At 46.6% G+C, this 20,779-nt stretch carries 21 protein-coding genes; 12 read left to right on the top strand and 9 right to left on the bottom strand.

What is annotated here, in order from left to right:
• Positions 1–15: 15 nt before the first annotated feature.
• The gene (locus tag QUA27_RS17845) at positions 16–534 is read right to left on the bottom strand and encodes an ATP-binding protein (RefSeq protein ID WP_333069428.1); all 519 of its coding nucleotides are present in this window, start codon (positions 532–534) and stop codon (positions 16–18) included.
• Between the two features lie 431 nt (positions 535–965).
• Here QUA27_RS17845 and QUA27_RS17840 point away from each other — a divergent pair, with 431 nt between their 5' ends.
• Positions 966–2,102, top strand: coding sequence for a PP2C family protein-serine/threonine phosphatase (locus QUA27_RS17840; RefSeq protein WP_006632014.1), 1,137 nt, complete (start codon positions 966–968; stop codon positions 2,100–2,102).
• Positions 2,103–2,158: 56 nt separating this feature from the next.
• Here QUA27_RS17840 and QUA27_RS17835 read toward each other — a convergent pair whose 3' ends face one another.
• From QUA27_RS17835 to QUA27_RS17820, 4 genes are all read right to left on the bottom strand, one after another.
• Positions 2,159–2,485, bottom strand: a complete 327-nt coding sequence (locus tag QUA27_RS17835) for an STAS domain-containing protein (RefSeq protein ID WP_041623653.1) — start codon at positions 2,483–2,485, stop codon at positions 2,159–2,161.
• A 236-nt stretch (positions 2,486–2,721) separates the two neighbouring features.
• Positions 2,722–3,426 carry a helix-turn-helix domain-containing protein gene (locus QUA27_RS17830; protein WP_333069427.1) on the bottom strand — a complete coding sequence of 235 codons (705 nt, stop codon included), beginning with the start codon at positions 3,424–3,426 and terminating at the stop codon, positions 2,722–2,724.
• Positions 3,427–3,469: 43 nt separating this feature from the next.
• Positions 3,470–4,018, bottom strand: a complete 549-nt coding sequence (gene dps / locus QUA27_RS17825) for a DNA starvation/stationary phase protection protein Dps (RefSeq protein WP_333069426.1) — start codon at positions 4,016–4,018, stop codon at positions 3,470–3,472.
• A 95-nt stretch (positions 4,019–4,113) separates the two neighbouring features.
• On the bottom strand, positions 4,114–4,374 hold the full coding sequence (locus QUA27_RS17820) for a ParB N-terminal domain-containing protein (protein WP_332985662.1): 261 nt from the start codon (positions 4,372–4,374) through the stop codon (positions 4,114–4,116).
• 146 nt (positions 4,375–4,520) lie between these two features.
• Between QUA27_RS17820 and QUA27_RS17815 the strand changes: the two genes are divergently transcribed.
• Complete coding sequence (locus QUA27_RS17815) at positions 4,521–4,754, top strand: DUF433 domain-containing protein (protein WP_006632006.1); 234 nt, start codon at positions 4,521–4,523, stop codon at positions 4,752–4,754.
• Positions 4,751–4,948: a DUF5615 family PIN-like protein gene (locus QUA27_RS17810; protein ID WP_333069425.1), complete on the top strand. Its 198-nt coding sequence runs from the start codon at positions 4,751–4,753 to the stop codon at positions 4,946–4,948. Before QUA27_RS17815 ends, QUA27_RS17810 begins: the two co-directional genes overlap by 4 nt.
• A gap of 313 nt (positions 4,949–5,261) precedes the next feature.
• On the opposite strand, the gene QUA27_RS17805 is transcribed toward QUA27_RS17810, so the two are convergent.
• Together QUA27_RS17805 and QUA27_RS17800 are read right to left on the bottom strand one after the other, a co-directional pair.
• Positions 5,262–7,610 carry a hypothetical protein gene (locus QUA27_RS17805; RefSeq protein WP_333069424.1) on the bottom strand — a complete coding sequence of 783 codons (2,349 nt, stop codon included), beginning with the start codon at positions 7,608–7,610 and terminating at the stop codon, positions 5,262–5,264.
• 162 nt (positions 7,611–7,772) lie between these two features.
• Positions 7,773–8,456, bottom strand: coding sequence for a DUF1345 domain-containing protein (locus QUA27_RS17800; RefSeq protein ID WP_333069423.1), 684 nt, complete (start codon positions 8,454–8,456; stop codon positions 7,773–7,775).
• Positions 8,457–8,643: 187 nt separating this feature from the next.
• Here QUA27_RS17800 and QUA27_RS17795 point away from each other — a divergent pair, with 187 nt between their 5' ends.
• Both QUA27_RS17795 and QUA27_RS17790 read left to right on the top strand, forming a co-directional pair.
• Positions 8,644–8,898: a hypothetical protein gene (locus tag QUA27_RS17795; RefSeq protein WP_333069422.1), complete on the top strand. Its 255-nt coding sequence runs from the start codon at positions 8,644–8,646 to the stop codon at positions 8,896–8,898.
• 82 nt (positions 8,899–8,980) lie between these two features.
• Entirely contained in the window at positions 8,981–10,039 is a 1,059-nt protein-coding gene (locus QUA27_RS17790; RefSeq protein ID WP_333069421.1) for an Hpt domain-containing protein, read from the top strand.
• On the opposite strand, the gene QUA27_RS17785 is transcribed toward QUA27_RS17790, so the two are convergent.
• Positions 10,023–10,148, bottom strand: a complete 126-nt coding sequence (locus QUA27_RS17785; protein WP_333069419.1) for a hypothetical protein — start codon at positions 10,146–10,148, stop codon at positions 10,023–10,025. The two genes, QUA27_RS17790 and QUA27_RS17785, sit on opposite strands and share 17 nt — an antisense overlap.
• Positions 10,149–10,268: 120 nt before the next feature.
• Between QUA27_RS17785 and QUA27_RS17780 the strand changes: the two genes are divergently transcribed.
• From QUA27_RS17780 to QUA27_RS17750, 7 genes are all read left to right on the top strand, one after another.
• The gene (locus QUA27_RS17780; protein WP_333069417.1) at positions 10,269–10,733 is read left to right on the top strand and encodes a Fur family transcriptional regulator; all 465 of its coding nucleotides are present in this window, start codon (positions 10,269–10,271) and stop codon (positions 10,731–10,733) included.
• Between the two features lie 153 nt (positions 10,734–10,886).
• Positions 10,887–11,012 (top strand): hypothetical protein, encoded by a 126-nt coding sequence (locus QUA27_RS17775; protein WP_333069416.1) that lies wholly within the window; start codon positions 10,887–10,889, stop codon positions 11,010–11,012.
• Positions 11,013–11,469: 457 nt separating this feature from the next.
• On the top strand, positions 11,470–13,686 hold the full coding sequence (locus QUA27_RS17770; protein ID WP_333069415.1) for a hypothetical protein: 2,217 nt from the start codon (positions 11,470–11,472) through the stop codon (positions 13,684–13,686).
• A 47-nt stretch (positions 13,687–13,733) separates the two neighbouring features.
• Positions 13,734–15,662, top strand: coding sequence for a DUF3685 domain-containing protein (locus QUA27_RS17765; protein ID WP_333069414.1), 1,929 nt, complete (start codon positions 13,734–13,736; stop codon positions 15,660–15,662).
• 212 nt (positions 15,663–15,874) lie between these two features.
• Positions 15,875–16,360: a CRR6 family NdhI maturation factor gene (locus QUA27_RS17760; RefSeq protein ID WP_333069413.1), complete on the top strand. Its 486-nt coding sequence runs from the start codon at positions 15,875–15,877 to the stop codon at positions 16,358–16,360.
• Between the two features lie 304 nt (positions 16,361–16,664).
• Complete coding sequence (locus tag QUA27_RS17755; RefSeq protein WP_333069412.1) at positions 16,665–18,197, top strand: phytoene desaturase family protein; 1,533 nt, start codon at positions 16,665–16,667, stop codon at positions 18,195–18,197.
• A gap of 301 nt (positions 18,198–18,498) precedes the next feature.
• Positions 18,499–19,713, top strand: a complete 1,215-nt coding sequence (locus QUA27_RS17750; protein ID WP_333069410.1) for an FAD-dependent oxidoreductase — start codon at positions 18,499–18,501, stop codon at positions 19,711–19,713.
• 146 nt (positions 19,714–19,859) lie between these two features.
• Here QUA27_RS17750 and QUA27_RS17745 read toward each other — a convergent pair whose 3' ends face one another.
• Entirely contained in the window at positions 19,860–20,732 is an 873-nt protein-coding gene (locus tag QUA27_RS17745) for a pentapeptide repeat-containing protein (protein ID WP_333069409.1), read from the bottom strand.
• Between the last annotated feature and the right edge of the window lie 47 nt (positions 20,733–20,779).

Genomic DNA, 20,779 nt, shown 5'->3' with positions numbered 1-20,779 from the left:
AACCCGATGAATCCATTAATCAGAAATTTCCTCTACCACTTCCAAAATATCATCTTCATTGTTGGGCCTTGAGACAGGAGTATAATTTTTGACGATCGACAAACAATTTCGTCCATCAGCCTTTCTCTCGTAACTAATACTGTCTGCGATGTCTTTAATCAATTTTAGGCCCCGCCCGCCCGGAGAATGAATATCGACTTTTTCCGAAATATCTTTGATTTTTTTCTCTAAATCAAATGGATCGCCCGAGTCCCAAATTTTAATCTCTAAAGATTCAGCGAACACTGCCACCTGAATGTCAACAGGCAAATCCGCTGGTTTGCCCTTATGGGCGTGACGCACCGCATTCGTAAAGCCCTCAGCCAAAGCCAACTGACACCGTATCCACACACTTGTAGGAATTCGCGAGTCGTACAATTGTGCAAACCACGACAAAACCCAGCTTAATCCATTCAGACCTGTATTGACTTGAAGATCCGCTTTTTTTAGCATCGGCAACTTTTCGGAACCCTTTAATTCAATCACGCTCACCACACAAGTTCTTCATCGGCCGGTGGGCAAAATACAACGAGACAAAATACAACCAGATAAAATACCACGAGACAAAGTATAACGGCGGCAAAATTGAATGGTAGTTTGAGGATACTAGCTCTGGTGGGCCGTGGATCAATGTCTAATCGAATAATCGGTGAGTCACTTTACCATAAATAGCACTTCCATGTCAACCAGCGCCTGTAGCAAATAAAAGTCTATAAAAATTTATATTCTGAGTATAAACTGAGTGAAGTTCGATCGCGCCAAATTTCTATCCAATTTTAACGTAAATTGAACTCAACGACCCGCCGTCAAAAGCAATTACCTCAAAGCGATGTCAATAAACTATACTCAATCTCAGACAAGGGCGCTGACAGGATATATTTTAAATGACCCCCAGACCTTGAAAAACTTGTAGTACCTAAGTGCCCATGTTTCAAATTCTGGTTATTGACGATGATACGGCTGTTCAAGAACTGCTGAGAAGAACCCTGAAAAAACAGGGTTACGAAGTAACAGTAGCAAGCAATGGCGAAGACGGTGTAGCCCAGGCGCAAAAATTGCGTCCGGCCCTGATAATTTGCGATTGGATCATGCCCCGCTTGACCGGCATCGATGTCTGCCGTCGAGTTAAGGCAGATCCGGATCTGTCAACTACACAATTCTTTTTGTTGACTTCTTTGGGTTCGATCGCCGATCGAGTCAAAGGCCTCGACGCCGGTGCCGACGATTTTATCTCGAAGCCGATCGAACTGAACGAATTACAGGCGAGAGTACGCGCGGGATTGAGGCTGCACCAACTCAGCCGAGATTTGAAAATTGCCAAGCAAAGTCTGGAAGCAGAGTTAGCAGAGGCGGCCGAGTACGTGCAATCGCTGCTGCCAGATCCGATGACGGAACCTTTTAGCATCGAGGCAAAATTCATTCCCTCCCGGCAGTTGGGGGGAGATTGCTTTGACTACAACTGGCTAGATGCCGATTATTTGGCGATTTACTTGCTCGACGTAGCCGGTCACGGTTTGCGGGCGGCGCTGCCTTCTGTGGCCGTGCTGAATTTGCTGCGATCGCGCACGCTCCCCAACATAGACTACTACAAACCCAGCGACGTTTTGCGCGCTCTGAACACCACCTTCCAGATGAGCTACCAAAATGACAAGTATTTCACCATCTGGTATGGGGTTTACAACCGCATTTCTCGCCAGCTAGTTTATGCCAGCGCTGGTCATCCCCCGGCCGTCTTGATTTCCCAGTCGCCTGCGAGCACCGCTAAAATCCAGCGATTAAAAACCCCCGGAATGCCGGTTGGGATGTTTCCCGACGCCCCCTATGTCGATAATTGCTGCGATGTCGAGGATTTGAGCACTCTCTACATCTTTAGCGACGGGGTATACGAGATCCACCAACCTGACGGCAATATCTGGGGGCTTGACCCTTTCGTAGATTTGTTAGCAGCTTACAACGGTGCAAGTGCCGACCAGTTAGAGCTGGTTTTGAACTACATTCAAAAGTTGAACGCTAAAGCAGTTTTTGATGATGATTGGTCTTTACTCAAGGTAAACTTTGGCTAGCTGACTTCTTGCACTGCATCTGCGACCAAATAGCAAGAAGGCAGCAGTCCAAAGATTTAGTTAGTTGAGAGAATTTTGCTATTAAAAGCATCGCGGGTCTGAAATATCTCGAAAACTCGATCCATGCTGGTGAGTTCAAATAAGATGCGGATTTGCTCGTTGATAGAACAGACAACTAATTGACTCCCAGCGGCCCGGACTGTTTTGAGCGCTAAGACTAAAGCGCCCAAACCAGAACTATCCATAAATGTCACATCAGTGAAGTCTATCAATACCACATCGGCTCCCGCTTCCACTAGGTCGCTAATCTCTTGGCGGAATTGACTTGCCTTGGTGCCGTCTAAAATGCCAGAGGGCTGAATAATTTTAACTACAGGACTCATATTTTGCGGTGGGAATGTCAGAATTTCTAGCCAGACTAGGCTAGTATAGCTGCGAGATGGACTCCGATCCAAATAAGAGAGGAGGAAAGCCTCAAAGCCTAAGAGCAGGAGAATAGTTTTGAGTGCAAGAGATGGTACTCGTCGCGGATCGTAACGCCGATCAGAGTCGCAGCGCTTCGGGAGTTAATTTTGAGATAGGGAGAATCTTTGTTCTGCCGAATGCCTTCTGATATTAATCAAACTGGGCTAACTTTGGCGCGGTAGAGGAGTTTGTCGCCTTGTCTGTACCCTGTGTAGCGGACTTTGACGGGTTCTCCTGGTTCGGCTGTTCCTTCCATGAGCTGGTGCTGTTGGGGGTTGTAGGGAATCTGGGCTCCGACTGGGGCGATCGACTCCACCCCCCAATGCTCCAATAACTGCTCGACGGGCCGCAGCAAGGGCAGTAGTTTCTGAGCCCGCAAGTTGTGATTTTCCTGAGCTTTGCTTGCAGCAGTCGGCCACTGCAACATCCAAGATTCTAAAATTTGCACGCTAGATAGCTGGAATTCCTGCATCAAAGATTCTCGCTGCTGTTCGATCGAAGCTTGCAAGCGCTGATATTCTTGTTCTACGGCTGTCGGTGGTGCCTTTTCTAACTCTACATAGTTTGGCGCCAAGGTTGCGAGCAGTTCCGTTAAGGAAATTTGCAAAGCTTGACTGATTTTGAGCAGGATGTCGGCTCGGGTTTGCAAAGCTAAGCCGCGACGCAGGCGACTTAGCTGGATCTCGGAAACTCCTGCTTTTTGGCTGAGTTCTCGATCGCTCGAAAGCCCCGCCTGTTCTATCAGGCGTTGCAGTTGAGGAGCATAATCTGGAATATTGGCAGTCACGAAAAACTCATCCAAATTAATAAATGGACATATTCTCGATCGTAAACTGTCACGAGCCTTAAGGAAATACATCTGTGGGGCGGGCTCCCGCGCCCACCCCACAACTTTTTTTTGGCTATTTGACGGCAACTTTTTCGGCGGCGGCTGTTGCAGTTGTCGCAGAACCTTGCAAATGCGCTTCGAGGAACCACAAACGCTTGTCAATTGTCCGCGAAATTTCGGTGTACAGATCCGCTGTATCGGCATCGCCGAGTTCGCCAGTTTTGTCGATGGCGACTCGCAGGTGTTTGGCGTAGGGTGCGTAGCGATCGGCCAAAGCCGTCACATATTCTTTCCCGTCTAAAATGTCGAAAGGAAATTCTGGCAAAATCGAATCGGCGGCGGCTGTGCGGGCTGTTCCTACTGCCAAACCGCCCAAAGCTGTGACCCGTTCGGCAACCAAATCGATGTATTCTTCGAGTTCTGTTGCCATTTCGTCAAACAGCAGGTGCAACTGGTAGAAGTCCATGCCTTTAACGTTCCAGTGAGCTTGCTTGACTTGAGTTTTTAAGTCCAGAGTCGTTGCTAGTGTGGCGTTGAGCAGCCCGACTACTTGAGAGCGGGTGGCTGCTGACATATCGATGCGGGTGGGGTAAAGATGTTGTTTGTGGTTGTTGGTAGTCATAGGTTTTTAGCTTGTTATTAGTGATTGTCGATCGAACTTCTTAGAAAGGTTTGGGCGATCGCCTCTTTGACTGTTGTGAATTTCTGTTGAGAGGCTCAGGCTAGGTGCATCTGCAACACGGTACGAGGAGCTCGGCGTACATTACAGCGGATAGTTTCTAAACCGAGGCGCTGACAAGCTTCGTAGCGGTGGCAGCCCGAAAATCCGTAATACTGACCATCTACTTCTAGCACATCGATGGGTTCGTTTAAACCTACCTCGCGGATTGATTCCATGAGGGCGGCTACTTTGGTTTGGTCGTTGACTCGCGGCAGGGGGCGGCGAATCTGGTTGAGGGGTATTTCTTCGATCCTCATGGCGACTCTCTTTTTTGCTTCTCATTAAATCATACTCGTAATGACTTCGACTTGGCAAGAGAAATGAGGACTTACGCAAAAACCTGCTTTCGAGATGATTACTCAGTAAGATGGAGACGAACAAAGCAACTTACAGGCAACCCCTGATGAACTCAACGACTGGCTTGTTAACTCGCATTACCCAAACCCCCGGTCAGTGTGGTGGTCGTCCCTGCATTCGAGGAATGCGAATTCGAGTTACCGACATCTTAGAAATGCTGGCTGAGAACGTCAGCGTTACTGAGATTTTAGAAGATTTCCCTGACTTGGAGCTTGCAGATATTCAAGCTTGCTTACTGTTTGCTGCACGACGTACCGATTTCCCAAGACTGACGGCATGAAGATATGGATCGATGCTCAACGGCCACCAACTCTGGCAAATTGGCTTACAGATAACTTTAATTTAGAAGCGGTTGCGTTGCGAGATATTCAACTGCGAGATGCCCAAGATACCGAAATTTTTGAATCAGCACAAGCCGAAAAAGCTGTGATTATGACTAAAGACAGCGACTTCATCGATTTGGTATGTCGATGAGGAGCACCCCCTCAAATTTTGTGGTTGACCTGTGGCAATGTAACAAACCGTAACCTGCGACAATTGTTAACTGCCACTTTACCTGATGCAATAGAACGATTGCGTCAAGGAGAGGCGATGGTGGAAATCAGCAACAACCCTTGAAGCCAATATTGCTGATAACGGAATAATGATTGCGTTCAGCGACTACTAAACTCTGCATCCACACCGAAATCGCTCAACCGTTCGTTGCGACGGGATTCTTCGCTTGCGGTCTACACTTTTCAATTTTCGAGCTTTCAAACTATATTTTCCCTTGTCAATTGTCCATTTACTAAAAAGCATTCTCATCTTCACTGAGATGACAGGCAACTACACTGTATGGATAATCATTTTGCTCAACATCTACCCCAATAACCACCACTCGGCTGACAGGAGAAAGGCTCATAGCTTCACCCAGAGCATTTTTCATTGTTTGATTTCTTTTTTCTCTATCAATACGCTTATAGGCGAAGCCAGCGACTGCTCCGCGCTCTGGAACTGTTTCATTAATTAAAATACAAGTATTCTTGTGATTGGGTAGTTCCCAAAACTTATGGACAATTTTTTTAATTCGTTTGAACTGTTCTTCAAAGTTTGTTTGCTGATCATGAGTAAAATTGAGAAGTACACAACCAACTTCACTCCAACGCTCAGACTGCCGTGATTCAATATGCTGGATAATGCTTCTCCACCAACGTGTTAATTTACGCTTCGGTTTAGGAGTTTCACTTTTAGGTAATTCCTTCATAAAAAATGGATCAAAAATGTTGGACATACCAACTAAGCGAAGACGCTGTTGAGTAAACTCAGCATTCCCAATGTTAAACCCTGTATCAAGATAGAACGCAAGCAAATCAATCTCATCGCCATTATAATCAGCATTTTTCTCAAATTCTGCTCGCCGCACTAAATAGTGTAGTTTCTCACAACTTCCTTCCAAAATTTCAAATATAATTTCGAGATCGGCAAGAGACATAGTTGGAGACATTTCAATATCAGATGCAATTAAACCCGCTTGTTTCAGATCGGTTGAGCGACAAAAAAGAGTACCCAATGACTCTAAAGTAATACTCAAGCGAACCACCTCACGTACTTTTGAACAGTCAACTTCATTTAATTCGCCTTTGCGATTCTTAAACTGATGCAAACCTAAATTGTTTTTTAGGTAATCTGAAAATCTCTTGGATTGAATTGATGGTTCCACCAGTAATTTTTTGACAATCTTCTTTAGGCTCTCAAATGCCCCACGCTTTGTCGCTTCAGTCACTCTACCTGATTTAGCCTCCACAACTAGCAAATAGGAGTCGAGTAAAACCAGAAGGTCATTTTCAAAAGTCTTCTTGGTTGTAGGATCGAACCATTCGCTACCTTGATAGAGCTTGGCAGATGGAAAAGCTTTCTGGAAAAGCTGATAAATCTCTTGCTCCAAAAATTTTCCCCTACGCTCTTCATATTTTTTATAAATTTCAGCATGAGGTTTAATAATAGCTTCCATAATATCTATGAAATAATTTAAGAATAGTGTTATGACTGGGCAGAAATAAGTTCCAACCTCAAGCTTGATGAGAGGTTTCTGCCAAACAGGATTGCCAAGAAATAAATGTTCTGGATTCCAGTCTGATAAATCTCCGAAAGATAGCGACCAGGCATCCAGCACATTTTTTAATGCTTCTGGATTAACAGCTTTTGGGTAAGCATCTACAAACGTATCGAGTGTTAATGTGTAAATATGTTTTAGTCGTAAATCACTGTGACTGAAAATAATAGCTCTTAAGCCGTCAAGAGTTAAACCTTCCTCCTGAACATAGGCTGAGAGGTCTTCTAGAGATGAAGTAAGAGCGGGAAAAGCTTGATAATATTCTTTGATAGCTGTTTCGATGTTTTTGGCTCGCAGCGCAGGCATAACCAAATTCCAATGCTGATTGATTCTGCTTTCAACAACATCAAGTATTTTGAACCACATTTCAACTAAACAAACAACTCGAACTCCAATTCTTTGCTCAATCGTATCATCCAGACTAGAAAATAAATCCGAAACAATCCGCTTAACTTGTTGTGGATATCCCCAGTTACGTACAGCTTGAGTATCTATCCTGATCGTTTCTACTGTGATAAACTTCTGACGCTGCTCTATAGTTGTAGATGGATCGGCTATGGATAAAGGCTTCATTTGAAATCCACGTGTGACATCCTGAACCAGTTGGCGAAACTCAACAAAGTCTTGTGGTAGAGCTGGTCGGCAATCAAATGAATTTTGTGAATGCTGAAGAAGAAGACCTTGTATAAATTCTACATGATGTTGAAGGAGTGGATTTTTTTCAGTCCACTCACGATTTATGCCGGGTGAAGTAGTTAAACCGTAGTAGGCAAAAAGCGATAGTAAAGAACAAGGCTCAACCTGAAAAATTTGTTGGTCCAATGTTTCAAAAGAGGTATCAAATTGTTGACCGAATTTTTCACCTAATTTCTTAATCATTTCAAATACTTCGTCTTCACTCATTCCCTCAAACGGTGATGACATCTTGTGATAAGTGAATCCAGTAAATTCTTTTTCGACGCGACGAGTACCAAAACCTCTCGACTGGTTTTTATTATTTGCTTGGGCAGATGTTTTCTCTTTCTTCCGTTTCTTCTTGGTCACTGTAAAACTCACCTAAACGATGATACTTCGTTCTCGATCCCAATGATAGCAGGACTTTATTAAAATACTCAACTCGGATAGATAACTTTGATATACCGCCCGATATAACCTAAGCAGTCGAACTATTATTAGGCTGAAACTTTCCACTGGGACAGAATAATGTCAACTCAATCCCGCAATAATATTGACACTCATAGCCAGAATAGCGGTGTTAAAAAAGAACGACAGCACGCTGTGAAAAAGCACGAGATACCTCATGGAACGAGAAGTGATCTGCACGTCTGCAACTTGGCAAGTCATGCCAATACCAAAGGAGAAATATAAAAAATCTTTGTAGTCAGGTTCCTCGTCGCCCGGAAAATCCAAACCCCCCGCCTGCGAGTAGCTGCCGTGCTGTTTGCTGTGGTTTCCGTAGTAGCTGCGGGCATAGTGCATCGTGAAGATAGTGTGTACCTGCATCCAAGAGCCAACAATTGTCAGGACAGAAAGCCCCAAGTGCAGAAATAGCAAATCGGGGGGCAGGCCTTTGGTATCGCGCAGCAGGAAGAAGATGGCTAAAAAGCTAGCAAAAGCCGCTGCCGTAATCGTACTTAAGATTGTTAAGCGACCAGCGTCCAACTGCTGAGCGTGGTGGCGCATTATTTCGGGAGTGCCTTGCAGCATCAGCATCCAAGTCAAAAGCAGGAAACTCACAGCGCCCGCGTTCCAAATGCACAGCGTCCGAGTCAGCAGGAAATAGTGAGGCGGCAGGAAAACAGCGACTGCTATAGCAAACAGAACAGACACAAGCAGGCGGTGCCGGACGCTCCAGACCCAGTGCATTTGAGATTTGGAAACATTTCTCACAGTAATTTAGCCTAAGTTAGGCACAGTAAGGGTTAGAAAATCTTAACTCCTATCTTTTCAGGAAATGCCCAAAGATAATGAATTGGTAACGCGCAGCACAGGCAGAATTTTTCATGCCTTTCGATAGATCGATCGACCTCAACCTTCTAGGTACAGTGGGAGAAAAGATAAATTGTGGCTTGAAATTATGGCATCCTCCCAACCCCTCAAAGGCATTGAATTGATCGACTGCGCCAAAGCTAACGCCCAACAAGGAATCGCCACAGCCGCGAAGCTTTGCGGCTACGGAGGCGACCTCAACACCTTCGAGCGGGAACTGAAACAGGCTTGCCAAGACATCGGCGTCGAAGTCAAGGAGTTAAACGACTTGATTACGAATCAGCAGATGATGAAACAAGGAATGGGCATTGAAATCGCTCCAGATACTCCCTCAGAACTTTAGGCTCAATCTCCACCGCACCAGTTTTAGAGCTAAGATTGCCCTGACACCAGTATTTTGAGTCTGCTAGCTGAGGCAGGCTAGAATGTTTTGCATGGGAGCTTCCGACTCTGGGCAGGAGTCGCGTTTTATCCCGCGAACAGGGTGCTTTCTGGAGGGTGCTGAGATTGTTAGGAGGACTGTCGTGTCAGATCAGCAAGACCGAATTATGCGTTTGTTTATAGAGGAGGCTAAGGAGCACCTCGATACTCTAGAAAATGGTTTAGTGGATTTAAAGTCCACGATGAAAGACCCCGAAAGCGTCCAAGAGATGTTTCGAGCCGCCCATTCCGTGAAAGGAGGGGCGGCTATGCTGGGCTTAGATAGTATTAAAACAACCGCTCACCGCTTGGAAGATTGTTTTAAGGTGCTCAAGGACGGGCCCGTCAAGCAGGTTGACCAAACGGCAGAATCCCTATTTTTAAAGGGAGTTGATACGCTTAAGGACTTGCTGGGGCGACTGGAGGGGCCTTTCGGCTTGAGGAATGAGGAGGGAGAAAAACTTGTGCAGCAGGTGATGCCTGTTTTTGCTCAACTGGAAACTCACCTCGATAAATTGGCGTCGGGCAAAGTGCAGGCTGCTGGGTCTGGTACGCCCGCCGCTCCAACAGCGGGCGCTGTGCCGGCGAATTTTGCTGTTGAAGTGATGACTTTACTCAAAGAAATGTTGCAGGTGTTCAAGCAGAAAGAATCGGCTGCTAGTCGCTCTGAGTTGACGGCTGTGTGCGTTCGCCTCTATAAGTTGGGAGGTAAAATAGAGACTTGGCAAAATTTAGTAAAAACCGCTAGAGCAGCGATCGTTAATCCCAAAAACTCTTATAAAGTCTTAGCTCCGCTGATTATCAAAGAACTCAAGGAAGCTGGCGATTTAGTACAAGTGGGGAAAGTCAAGACGATCGTTCCGAGTAAAAATTTGCTACTTTTGGCAGCAAGCCCAAAACCAGCAGAGGCAAGCGCCCCAGCAGCCCCAGCCGCAGCGTCGAAGCAAGTAGCACTTCCAGCCGAACCGAAGGCGGTAGTCAAGCTTTTGCTCAAAACTTTCAACAAAAAGCAACTCTCGGAAATTGCCAAGTTCCTGGTTAACGCCATCAAATCCTCGAACTAGGAGGTGTTGCAGTAGAAGATAGAGTCAAAGCAATATTTGTGAGGCGGATAATTTTCTGGTGGGTGCTGACAGCCGCTCGTTGAGCAGCAACTCGAAAAAATTCACTCATTCGAGATTTTTGCGCTCTACCTTCTACTGTTGGGCAACCCTGCGTTAGAATTAGTGGATATGTAGGCGTGCAATACTGTACCAGAATTAAAAATCGAGCAGGCTTTATAAGGCGGTAGCTGTGAAACCAATTCGTTCATTAGAAGATGCTTTAAACCGCTGTCAGGCGATGGGAATGCGCTTGAGCCGCCAGCGTCGATTTATTCTAGAACTTTTGTGGGAGGCAAAAGAACACCTCTCCGCTCGCGAAATTTACGATCGCCTCAACCAAAAAGCGCATTCGATCGGTCATACTTCGGTTTATCAAAATCTAGAAGCTTTGTCGAGAGAAGGGATTATTGAGTGCATAGAACGCTCGGAGGGACGCTTGTACGGCAATGTGAGCGACTCTCACTCTCACGTCAATTGTATTGATACGGCTCAGATTCTGGACGTTCATGTGGAATTGCCGCTCGACTTGATCGAGCAAATCCAACAGCAAACTGGTGTCAGAATTGTAGACTACCGGATAGATTTCTACGGGTATCGATCGGCAGAGTCCGCCACGCAGGCATCGAGTGTCAGCGATACGCCAAAGGCTTCGTAACGGATAAAGCCGCAGCTGTTGGAAGCAAAACCGATCTTTGTGCTGGGGCGGTCGGTCGTATAAAATGATTTAAGTATTTTGCTGGGTGCGATCGTTTTTTTGGCCGTCGCCAGCCGGAATTCGGCACAATAGAAAAAAAAGGAAAACAAAAAAATGAAACTCGATCGGCAAGTTTGGCGATCGGGAATTAAATTTACGATTAAACCGAAAAATTTAGTTCTAGCCGCTACACCTCAAAGTGTAGAGCAAATCCGGCTTTACTGCCCCCTTTATTTTTAAATCCGCTTGGAGTGGAGGAGAGTTTGTGTGGGATTGGTTTCAACCGCTGAGTCTGATAAAGGGATTTCTGATCCGGATTTAATATTAGACCTTAGTTTAATCCCTCCCCTACTTCATCTGCAGAGTGAAATCTAAAATCTAAAATCTAAAATCTAAAATCTAAAATTGAGGGACTGACGGGGCTTTACACTGTTTTTTCTGCTAAACGGCCCCGGGATCTGTCAATAACTGTGTGATAACTGGTATGATTTACGTGCTTCGAGAGCCTAAAATACTCGGAAGCAACCAGTGGGGCTGGACACGAACCTCACTATAAAACGCCGTAGAGGGAAAGATGGCCAGTACCTTGAAGGAAGTTCTCGATCTCCTTAACAGGAGTCAGAAGCCGACATCATAATCTATAGATTTGATGTGGGAGTGTCGCATTCTAGTGCGCATTACAGGACAGGCTGAAGTAATGGCGAGACGACAATCTGACCAATTCCACACACCACCCCAATACAACCCATCACCTAAACCGACAGCACATTTCAGTGCAGAGGCGACAGGCGATGCGAGTTCCTCAGTAACGGCGCTGCCGACGGAGGGAAAAAGAACTTTTTGGCAGTGGCAGCTTATCTGGCTTAGTCTCCTGGTGGGATTTGGAGTAACGGGTGCTGCTGCATTTCTGTGGTTGCTGACGATGCCGCCACCGCCGAATTGCCAGCAACTGTCGCCGCTGGCGGCGGACGGAGAGCGACTTTACTGCGCTCAACAAGCTGCTAAGTCGGGCAAGCTAGAACAGCTAGAATCGGCAATGGCATTGGTGCAGGCTTGGCCGAAAGAACATCCGCTATACTCGCAGGGTCAACATTTGATAGGGGAATGGTCGAAAGCTATTCTGGGATTTGCCAGGGCAAAAATTGAGAGGGGCGATTTGAAGGGTGCTCTGGAGATTGTGGCGAAAATTCCGAAAACCAGTCCGTCTTACCCAGAGGTACAGGAGGCGGTTGCTGCTTGGGAAAAAAATTGGCAGGAGGGCCAAAAACTCTACGATACAGCCCTAGCAGCTTTGAAAAGTGAAGATTTAAGGAAAGCCTGGGATTATGCTCAAGCTCTATTTAAGCTGGAAAATATTTTCTGGAGTCAGAAGCGTTACAACGAGCTGATCCAGCAGATTTCTTTGGAAAGAAACGGCTGGCAGCGCTTGCAAGAGGCTAGAGATTTGGCGAAGGACGGAACTCCGCAAAAGTTCGCTGAGGCGATCGTCCTAGCTCGAAAAATAGACTCGCAGCTTTTTGCCCGCGCTAAAGCTGAGAAGGAAATTGAGGGCTGGAGCCGGACTTTGCTGGCAATGGCTACTAAGCGGTTGGGGGCGAAAGACCTGCCGGGGGCGATCGAGGCTGCTTCTGTGGTGCCGCAGGATTCGCCACTGTTTGCGGAAGCTCAAGATTTGATGCAGTTGGGTAGGGCTCAGGCAGTGACCTGGAACCAGTCGATATCAACTCCGCTGCCGCAACACATTTTTAGCTTGCTGGAAGGGCAGGGGGCTGCTAGCCAAATTGCTCCGGGTCGCCCTCTTTACAAGCAAGCTCAAGTTCAAATTGAAAATTTGCAGGTGCAGTTTCAAGATTTGCTGCGTCTGCAAGTGGCGAGCACGATCGCTAGTTTTGGTCAGATAGGGACGTTTGGACTCGCGATCGAGCAAGCGCAAACGATCGGAATTAAGCAGCCACGGCGGGTTCACGCTCAAACTTTGGTGGCTGCTTGGCGTCGGGAAATTCAGCGGATCGAAGACCAATCTTTTCTGACTCTGGCGAAGCAGTTGGCAGAACCGCAAACGGTTGAAGGACTCAAGGGCGGCATGGCTCAGCTACTCCTGATCGCTCAAAACCGCCCTCGCAGGATAGAGGCGCAAACTCTCTTGGCTCAGTGGACGAAACGCATAGAAGTTATTCAAGATCAGCCTTTTTTGGATGAAGCAATCGCCCTGGCGAAGCAAGGAAAACTTAGCGCTGCTATTGAAAAAGCTTCGGCAATTAAGAGCGGTAGGACTTTGTATGCGAAAGCTCAGGATAATGTCTATCAGTGGGTGAGCGAACTGCAAGTTGCTCAAGACAGACCGATTCTGGATCGAGCTGCGGAATTGGCATCTCAAGGCAGTCTAGGAGCGGCGATCGATACGGCTTCCCAAATTGGTTACGGTAGGGCGCTGTATTCAGAGGCTGCAGGTGCGATCGGGCGCTGGAGTGCTGAACTCAGAGCCAACAGTGCACCGCCGCCGGAACCCGCTCGCGATTACGCCCCGGCTCCGCAACAGGAGTACGCGCCGGCTCCGCAACAGGAGGAGTACGCGCCTCCTCCCCGACAAGAGGAATACGCGCCTCCTCCCGAGCAGGCTCCGGCTCCCGAACCTTACTATCCCCCCGCGAGCCAAGAGGCCCCGGCTCCCGAACCGGAACCTTACAATCCCCCCGCAAGGGAACCGGAACCTTACTATCCGCCTGCAAGGGAACCGGAACCGGAACCTTACAATCCGCCCGCGAGAGAGCCGGAACCTTACAATCCGCCCGCGAGAGAAGAGGCTCCGGCTCCGGCTCCGGAACCTGCTCCTCCGGCTCCGGCTCCGGAACCCGCGCCGCCCTCGATTCCTGAATCGGCTGGGCCTCCTGATGCTAATTTGATCCCCGAATAATTGGGTTTTCGCGCGATCGAGCTCTAAAATCTCCAATCTAAAATCAAGTGAGTAATTTCCAAGTGCTGACGATCGATGGCGACCCCATTTTCCGGCTGGGGCTGCGAGTCGCTTGCGAGCAGTATTCAGACTTGCAAGTTGTCGCAGAGGTTTCAACGGAAACCGAGGCTTTGCGGGTTCTAGAAGCTCGCTCCATCAGCTCTGGAGCAGCCAAGAAGCCCGCAGATTTGGTAATTTTGGCTGTTGAGATCCTAAGTTCGCGATCGGGTCAAATAGAGGCGCTGGCATTTTGTCGCGAACTCAAAAGTTTGTATCCCAATCTGCCCCTGTTGCTGCTAGGCTGGCCGCTGACAGCCGAGCTGTTGGCGGAGTTACAGACGACGGGCGCGAATGGCTATTGTCCTAAAGGTAGAGATATTTCTCTGACCATCGAAGCTATTCGCGCTGTGGCATCTGGTCGCACTTATTGGGCGATGGATGCGGCCGCTAACTCGGAAATAGAACTAAATGCAGGGGTGGTTCAAACAGTAGAAAACTCCGCAGCAATTGCCGATAAAAATGCAGATAATTCGACAATTAATACGCCAGTACACAAAAAAATGCTGGCTTATTTTTGTCATTCTGGACTACGGGAAATAGATGCAACTTTGGCGGTTGTCCAAGCTGATTTGCAAGATATCAGAGCTGCCGATCCGACAGATTTGCCCTCTATTTTAGATGGGGTTATACTCAGCGGACGCCGCCGAGAATTGCTCGCAGCTCGTTGGATTGTCAGTCAGTTATTATTTGAAGGAAAAGGGGAGAGGGAAGAAGGCAGAAGGCAGATGGGGGAAGGCAGAGGGGAGAAAGAAAAAATTAGAGTCGAGAATTTGTTAAATAATTCTCAAGCGCAATTAGCGAATTCCCAAGTTTCGGCTGCATCTTTGGTGGTTGCAACTAATTGGCAAGGTAGCTTGTTTGACTCGGTGGCAGCTAAATTGCAGTTTGATTTAGTGAATTTGACTGGTTTGCCTTTGGAAATAGATATTTTGCGATCGCCAAAAAAACATGAATTGATGAGTTCTATCCTGCGGAAGTTAAAGGATTTGCTGGAAGAATTGCGCTTTTCGCAAGTGCAGCAAACTCAATTGTTGCCAAAAATGCCTGCTATTTTACGGAATTTGTGGGAGGCGACAATCATAGATTTTTTTGGCAGATACTATACACTACAAACGAAAGAAAATCTGGTTTTTGATGGCAGTCAAGCAAGCTTCAAACTCGAAGAAAGCCAAGAGGGAAGTGCTGCTTATCTCTTGGCAAGCAGCGGCATAGAAGTTGTGCCGATGCTGCTGGCAGATGCTGATGTAGTTGCAGCAGAAATCCTTGACAAAATACCGATGACAGTTGATTTTTTTGCACATTTGCTATTTGAAGTTCCTCTAAAAGTTGACAATATTTCTTGTGTTGCTGGCAGCCCGCCAGCGATGCAGCGAGCTGAAGCTTTGTTAGAAAATTTGGCAATACAAGTTGCTAGCGGTGTGGTACAGCCTCTACTAAATAATTTGGCAAATCTTGAAGAAATTAAGCAAATTTTTTACGATGGTAAGTTGATTTCGACGCGAGAAATTGAGAGATTTCGGAATGATTTGTCGTGGAGATATAGCTGGGATAGATATTTTGTGGAACCGAAAGCTATTTTTGAAAGCAGGTTTTGGCTGTTTGTTTTGGGCGATTCTGGAATTAAGAGAATTTCTATTTATGCTCCTCGAAATCTAGAGTTAGCACAGCTTTCTGGGTGGCAGTTAGCCTTGACTTTGCTGCTGGAAACCCGGGATGCGATCGCACCTAGAGTTCGCGCGGTTATTTCGCTTTTGGGTGCTGGCGTTGTTTATGTTTTGACTCAGGTTATAGGGCGGGGAATTGGTTTGATAGGGCGGGGAATTATCCAGGGGATTGGTAATTCTTTGCAAGATAGCAAGTTTGGGAAAAATGGGTGATGCTTGGGCAACGAGTAGTAGAAAATCTTGCATAAATCTTTGAGGCAAGGCGGAAACCGCAGATTAACCGGGATTGACGCCGAAGCTTTTCAAAATATTTTGCGAATGCGTGCAATAGTTCTGGTGTAGGGAAGTTAACGGATTTGATATAATTGGTGATTGGTGATTGGTGGTATTATAGAGAAAACTTAATGCTATAAGGTTGAAATTTTATGAGTATTATGATACCGATAGATGCCGATCGCATAAACAGTTTAGATTTGTCTCCGGTACGGACTGTGATTGAAAAGTGGCTGACCGAAGGAGCGATCGCCCAAAACGAACAACAGCTACAATTTGAAATTGAGTATCCGCGCGAAGAGTTAGATCCGCGAGAAATTTCAGAAATTCCCGAAGTGCGACTGTGGTTTATTCGCTTGGATGCTTGTTACCCTTGGCTGCCATTTTTGCTGGATTGGAAAGCGGGAGAATTGGCACGCTATGCCGCGATGTTGGTGCCGCACCAGTTCCACCGCACCCAAGGTATTCAGTACAATCCTGAAGCTTTGGAAATGTTTTTGATGAACAAAATTTTTGTGTTGACTGATTGGTTGAATCAGCAGAGAATTCCCAGTAAATCAAAGTTGATGGCGATGTCGCAGATGTTTGGTTATGATTTGGATGATGCTTTTTTTGATGTGATCGTGCCGCATCAATAAGCGATCGCACTCTAGTTAACATACTCCTTATTAGGTAGGCTACTCTATACCTTAAGAGTTACCAAGGAAGGTATAAACCCGTTTACTTCCCTTGTGGGGCGGGCTTTTGGGTCCGCCTCCGAAGCTATAAGTTCCATCCGCAACAGCTTAATTAAGCTTAACAGCAACCGCAATCAGACTTTAATACAGTCATTAAACCAGCACGCATCAAAAAGTTTTTGCTGGACTTCAGAATTTTCTCAGAATTGATAGTTAGTTTAAATAGACAACGATCGCCCCATTCAATCGATCGAGGAAATTTACCATGACAACAGATTACCTCATCGTCGGCAGTGGTTTATCAGCACTGGTTTTCGGAGCTTTGATGGCAAACTCCGGCAAAACCGTACACATCCTCGAAGCTCACGAGCATCCCGGAGGTTTTGGTCACACCTTTACGATGGCCAACAAATACACCTTTAATGCCCAATTCCACTACGTTTGGGACTGCGGCGAAGGACATACAGTCAATCGAGTTCTCAAAAAACTCGGTCTCGATCGAGATGTCACCTTTGAACGTTACGATCCGAATGGCTACGACCACATGAGAATGCCTGGGTATGCGCTGGATATTCCCTCGGAACCAGAGGAACTGATCCGCAGATTGTCCGCGCTGTTTCCCGAAGCGGGCGAGAGAATTCGCCAATTCGTCAACGAAGTCGAGAAAACCGGCAACGGACTCAGAAAACTCGCTCCTCCCGTCAAACCAATTGAATTGCTCAAAAATTTCGGTGAGGTATTCTGTGCCGTCCAACACCTCAACAGTACACTTCAGGACGTTTTCGACAAGTTCCAACTCCCGCAAGCCGCCCAAACCCTATTAGCCCTGCAATGGCCGGATTTTTTGCTGCCTCCAAATCAGCTTTCTTTCTATGCTTGGATTGCCTTGTTTAGAGGCTATCAAGAAGGTGCATTTTACCCGACGCAGCATTTTGAAGATGTCATCAATTCTTTAGTTAAAGTCATTGAATCCAATGGGGGGAAGGTTCTACTCAACCATGAAGTCACGAATTTTAGGGTGACAAACAGAACAGTAACGGGAGTGGAAGCGATGGATTTGACCACCCATCAAACCCATGAATTCACGGGCGACACGGTGATTTGCAACCTCGATCCCAAAAGAGCGGCCAAGATGATTGGAGAGGAACAGTTCTCTAAAACAGTGCGGCGGAAACTTAACTATGAGTATTCTGCATCTAACTACATGGTGTACTGCGTTGTCAAAGATATCGATCTCCGAGACTATGGATTTGGCAAGTGGAATACGTTTCATTCGGAACACTTGGATCTAAATGAAGCTTTTGCTCAAATGTACGAGCAAAATGATTTTTCTCGTCCGAGCTTTGCAATTACAACGCCCACTTTACTGACGGAAGCGCGGCGGGATTGTCCAGAAGATTGTCAAATTGTCGAATTTCTGACTGTTGCTAATTACAGCTATTTTAAACAGCTTTGGGAAACCGATCGCAAAGCTTACAGACAGAAGAAACAAGAGATTCTGGACTCGATTTTAGATGTAGTAGAAAAACACTATGTTCCCAATTTCCGCAAACACATGGTCTTTCATATTACCGGAAGTCCGACGACTAACGAGCGCTTCTGTTGGTGTCCTAACGGTAATTCCTACGGTTCCAGCCTGACGCCGCGCAACATGGGAGTCGATCGACTAAATCATGAAACATCCCTCAACAATTTCTATTTCTGCAACGCCTCTTCGGGCTATCCAGGCTTTGCACCGACATTTTGGACGGGGGCGCTGCTTTATCAACGTTTATCCGGCGATGCGATTTTAGGCTAAGGAAAATTAGCAATTGGTTATTTTCCTGTTTCTCTCGTTCCTTGGCTTTGCCAAGGAATAAATTTCACTCTTGCTCTGTCTGCTCTTAAAAATCTCTCGTTTCTGCTCTCATTATCTCGTTCATTGGCTCTGCCAATGAATGAATTTCTGGAGGCTCTGCCTCCTCTTAAAAATGACGAGGCACAGCAACACTGAAATGGGTTTCCCGGTTCTACCTGGAAGCTAAAATTTTTTCCATCTTCCATCTTCCATCTTCCATCTTCCATCTTCCATCTTCCTTCTATCAATCTAGGAGTGAACTATGAGAATTGCAATTGTTGGGGGCGGAGCGAGCGGTATGGCAGCAGCATACTGGCTCGATAAACAGGGACATCACGTCACTTTATTGGAAAAGCAGCCGATTTTAGGCGGACACATTCGGACGCTGAACAAAAATGTTGCACCTAATAAATCGGAGTGCAATGAAATATTAGAAAATGGGGTACTGGAATTTCCGACTGTATTTTACAATTTCGTAGCTTTTATGCAGGAGCTAGGCGTTGAATTAGAACCTGTGCAGATTGGTTCAGCGCTGTTTTTTAAAGATGGCACCCACTTTTTATCGGCGGTCTCTATCCGAAAGAATTTCACCGGAATCCAACGCCTGATCGAGTATTTGCGACTTGATAGTCTCTACGCTCGTTCCGCTGGATTTATTTTAAAAATGCGGTTTGCTAAACAGCACGATTTCTACGATGTGCCGCTTGCGGAATCTTTGAAAAGGTCGTGCGTCCGCAATTATTGGCTGAAGTTGCTGACAATGTACAGCTACTCGATACCGTTTGAATTGCTCGACAATTTTCCGGCGGAATTAGCGATGCCTGTTCTACGCGAATATGCCTCGGTCAACTGGGTGAGGATTAAAGGCGGTGTGTATTCTTACATTGAAAAGATTTTGGAGCGATTTAAGGGCGATATACTGCTAAATGTGGAGATTGCCAATATTTTTAGAAGTGCTGATGGTGTAAAAATTGTGCTTTCTGATGGGGAAATCCAGGAATTTGATAAGGTGGTTTTTGCGATGCCACCAGATCGAGTTATGAGGCTGTTGTCTGATCCGACGGAGGCGGAAACGAAGCGGTTTTCGGCGTGGAAAGCCAATTATGCAACCACTGTACTGCATTCTGATACATCAATGTACGATCGCTACGGTATCCGCAAGTTATCAGAATTTGATTTTTTCGAGACGGACAAAGGGTGGGGCTATAATGCGAGCTTGAATCAGCTTTGCGGCATCTCCTCGCCACGAGAGTACAGTTTAGCTTTTCAAATGCAGGAGTCGATCGCCCAAAAGCACATTATTCACATTCAGAAACATCACACGCCGCTGTACACTGTCGAGTCTTTTCGATATCGAGATGAAGTTATCGAGACTAATGGCGAGAACAACACTTATCATGCGGGAGCTTATTTGGGCGATGGTTTGCACGAAGGAGCCATTACCTCTGCTTTGCGAGTCGCGAAATTAATCGGGTGAGCTCAATTGTGAAGCTACCAACTCTCGCAAATATCAGTAAATTTCTTGCCGGTGCAACACTCTCACAAAAGTAATAATGTCTGCATCAAAAGTTAAACTAATGCGAGAGTCGTCCACTCGGATGAGAAATTAATTTTTGGCGTTGCCTAAGCTGCGACACCACGTGCTGCAGTTAAGTAGACATCATTGCTCAAAGATGGGGGCATTGTTGATCCGGCTAACTGAGTACCCTCAAAGTTGGTTCCCGTGAACGTTGCTCCGCTCAAGTCTGCTTCGCTCAAGTCTGCATAGCACAGCCTAGCCCAATCGAGGTTTGCCTGCACCAAAGAAACTCCCACCAGATTTGCCCTAGTTAAATCTGCTCCCATCAACTGGACGCCCCGCAACTGAGCCCCGCTGAGATTGGCTGCTAACAAGTTCGAGCCTTCCAAGTTTACCCCGTTGAGTTTGGCTTCGCTCAGGTTGACGCCATTGAGATCCGTCCTGCTCAGGTCGATGCCATTAATGTAAGCTTTGCTGAGATAAATGCCTGTTAGTTGAGCGCCAAAAAGCTTTGCACCGCTGAGTTTTGCCCCTCCGCAGTTAGCCCAGTTGAGGTTGGCTCCCGTGAGGTTGGCTCCCCGCAGATTGATGAATTGCAGGTCGGCTGTACACAAATTGGCGTTCCAGAGGATGGCGCTCCGCAGGTTGCTACCGATGAGTTGGGCGCCACTCAACTTTGCCCTGGGCAGTTTTGCTTTGACGAGGAAAGCTCCGCTGAGATTGGCTTTGGTAAGCTCTGCGTCCGCTAGTCTGGCTTGGCCCATTTTGGCAAAACTCAGATTTGCCCTGTAAAGGTTTGCCTCGTTGAGTTCTGCTTTGGTCAGATGCGCCCGACTCAGGTTAGCTCCCGACAGGTTAGCCCTCGAAAGGTTTACCCCTACCAACATAGCTCCGCTGAGGTTTGCTCCGCTTAGGTTTACGTCAGCAAAGTCTCTGTTTCCATTTTCGTACTCTTTGAGCAGCTCGGTTACTTCCATACGGGTCACATTCCTAATAGCGGAAATTTATCTAGAAATAAACACTC

This window comes from Microcoleus harperi Pol14_C6 (genome assembly GCF_036701295.1).
GTDB lineage: Bacteria > Cyanobacteriota > Cyanobacteriia > Cyanobacteriales > Microcoleaceae > Microcoleus.
This window is presented reverse-complemented; position numbering and strand designations above follow the sequence as displayed.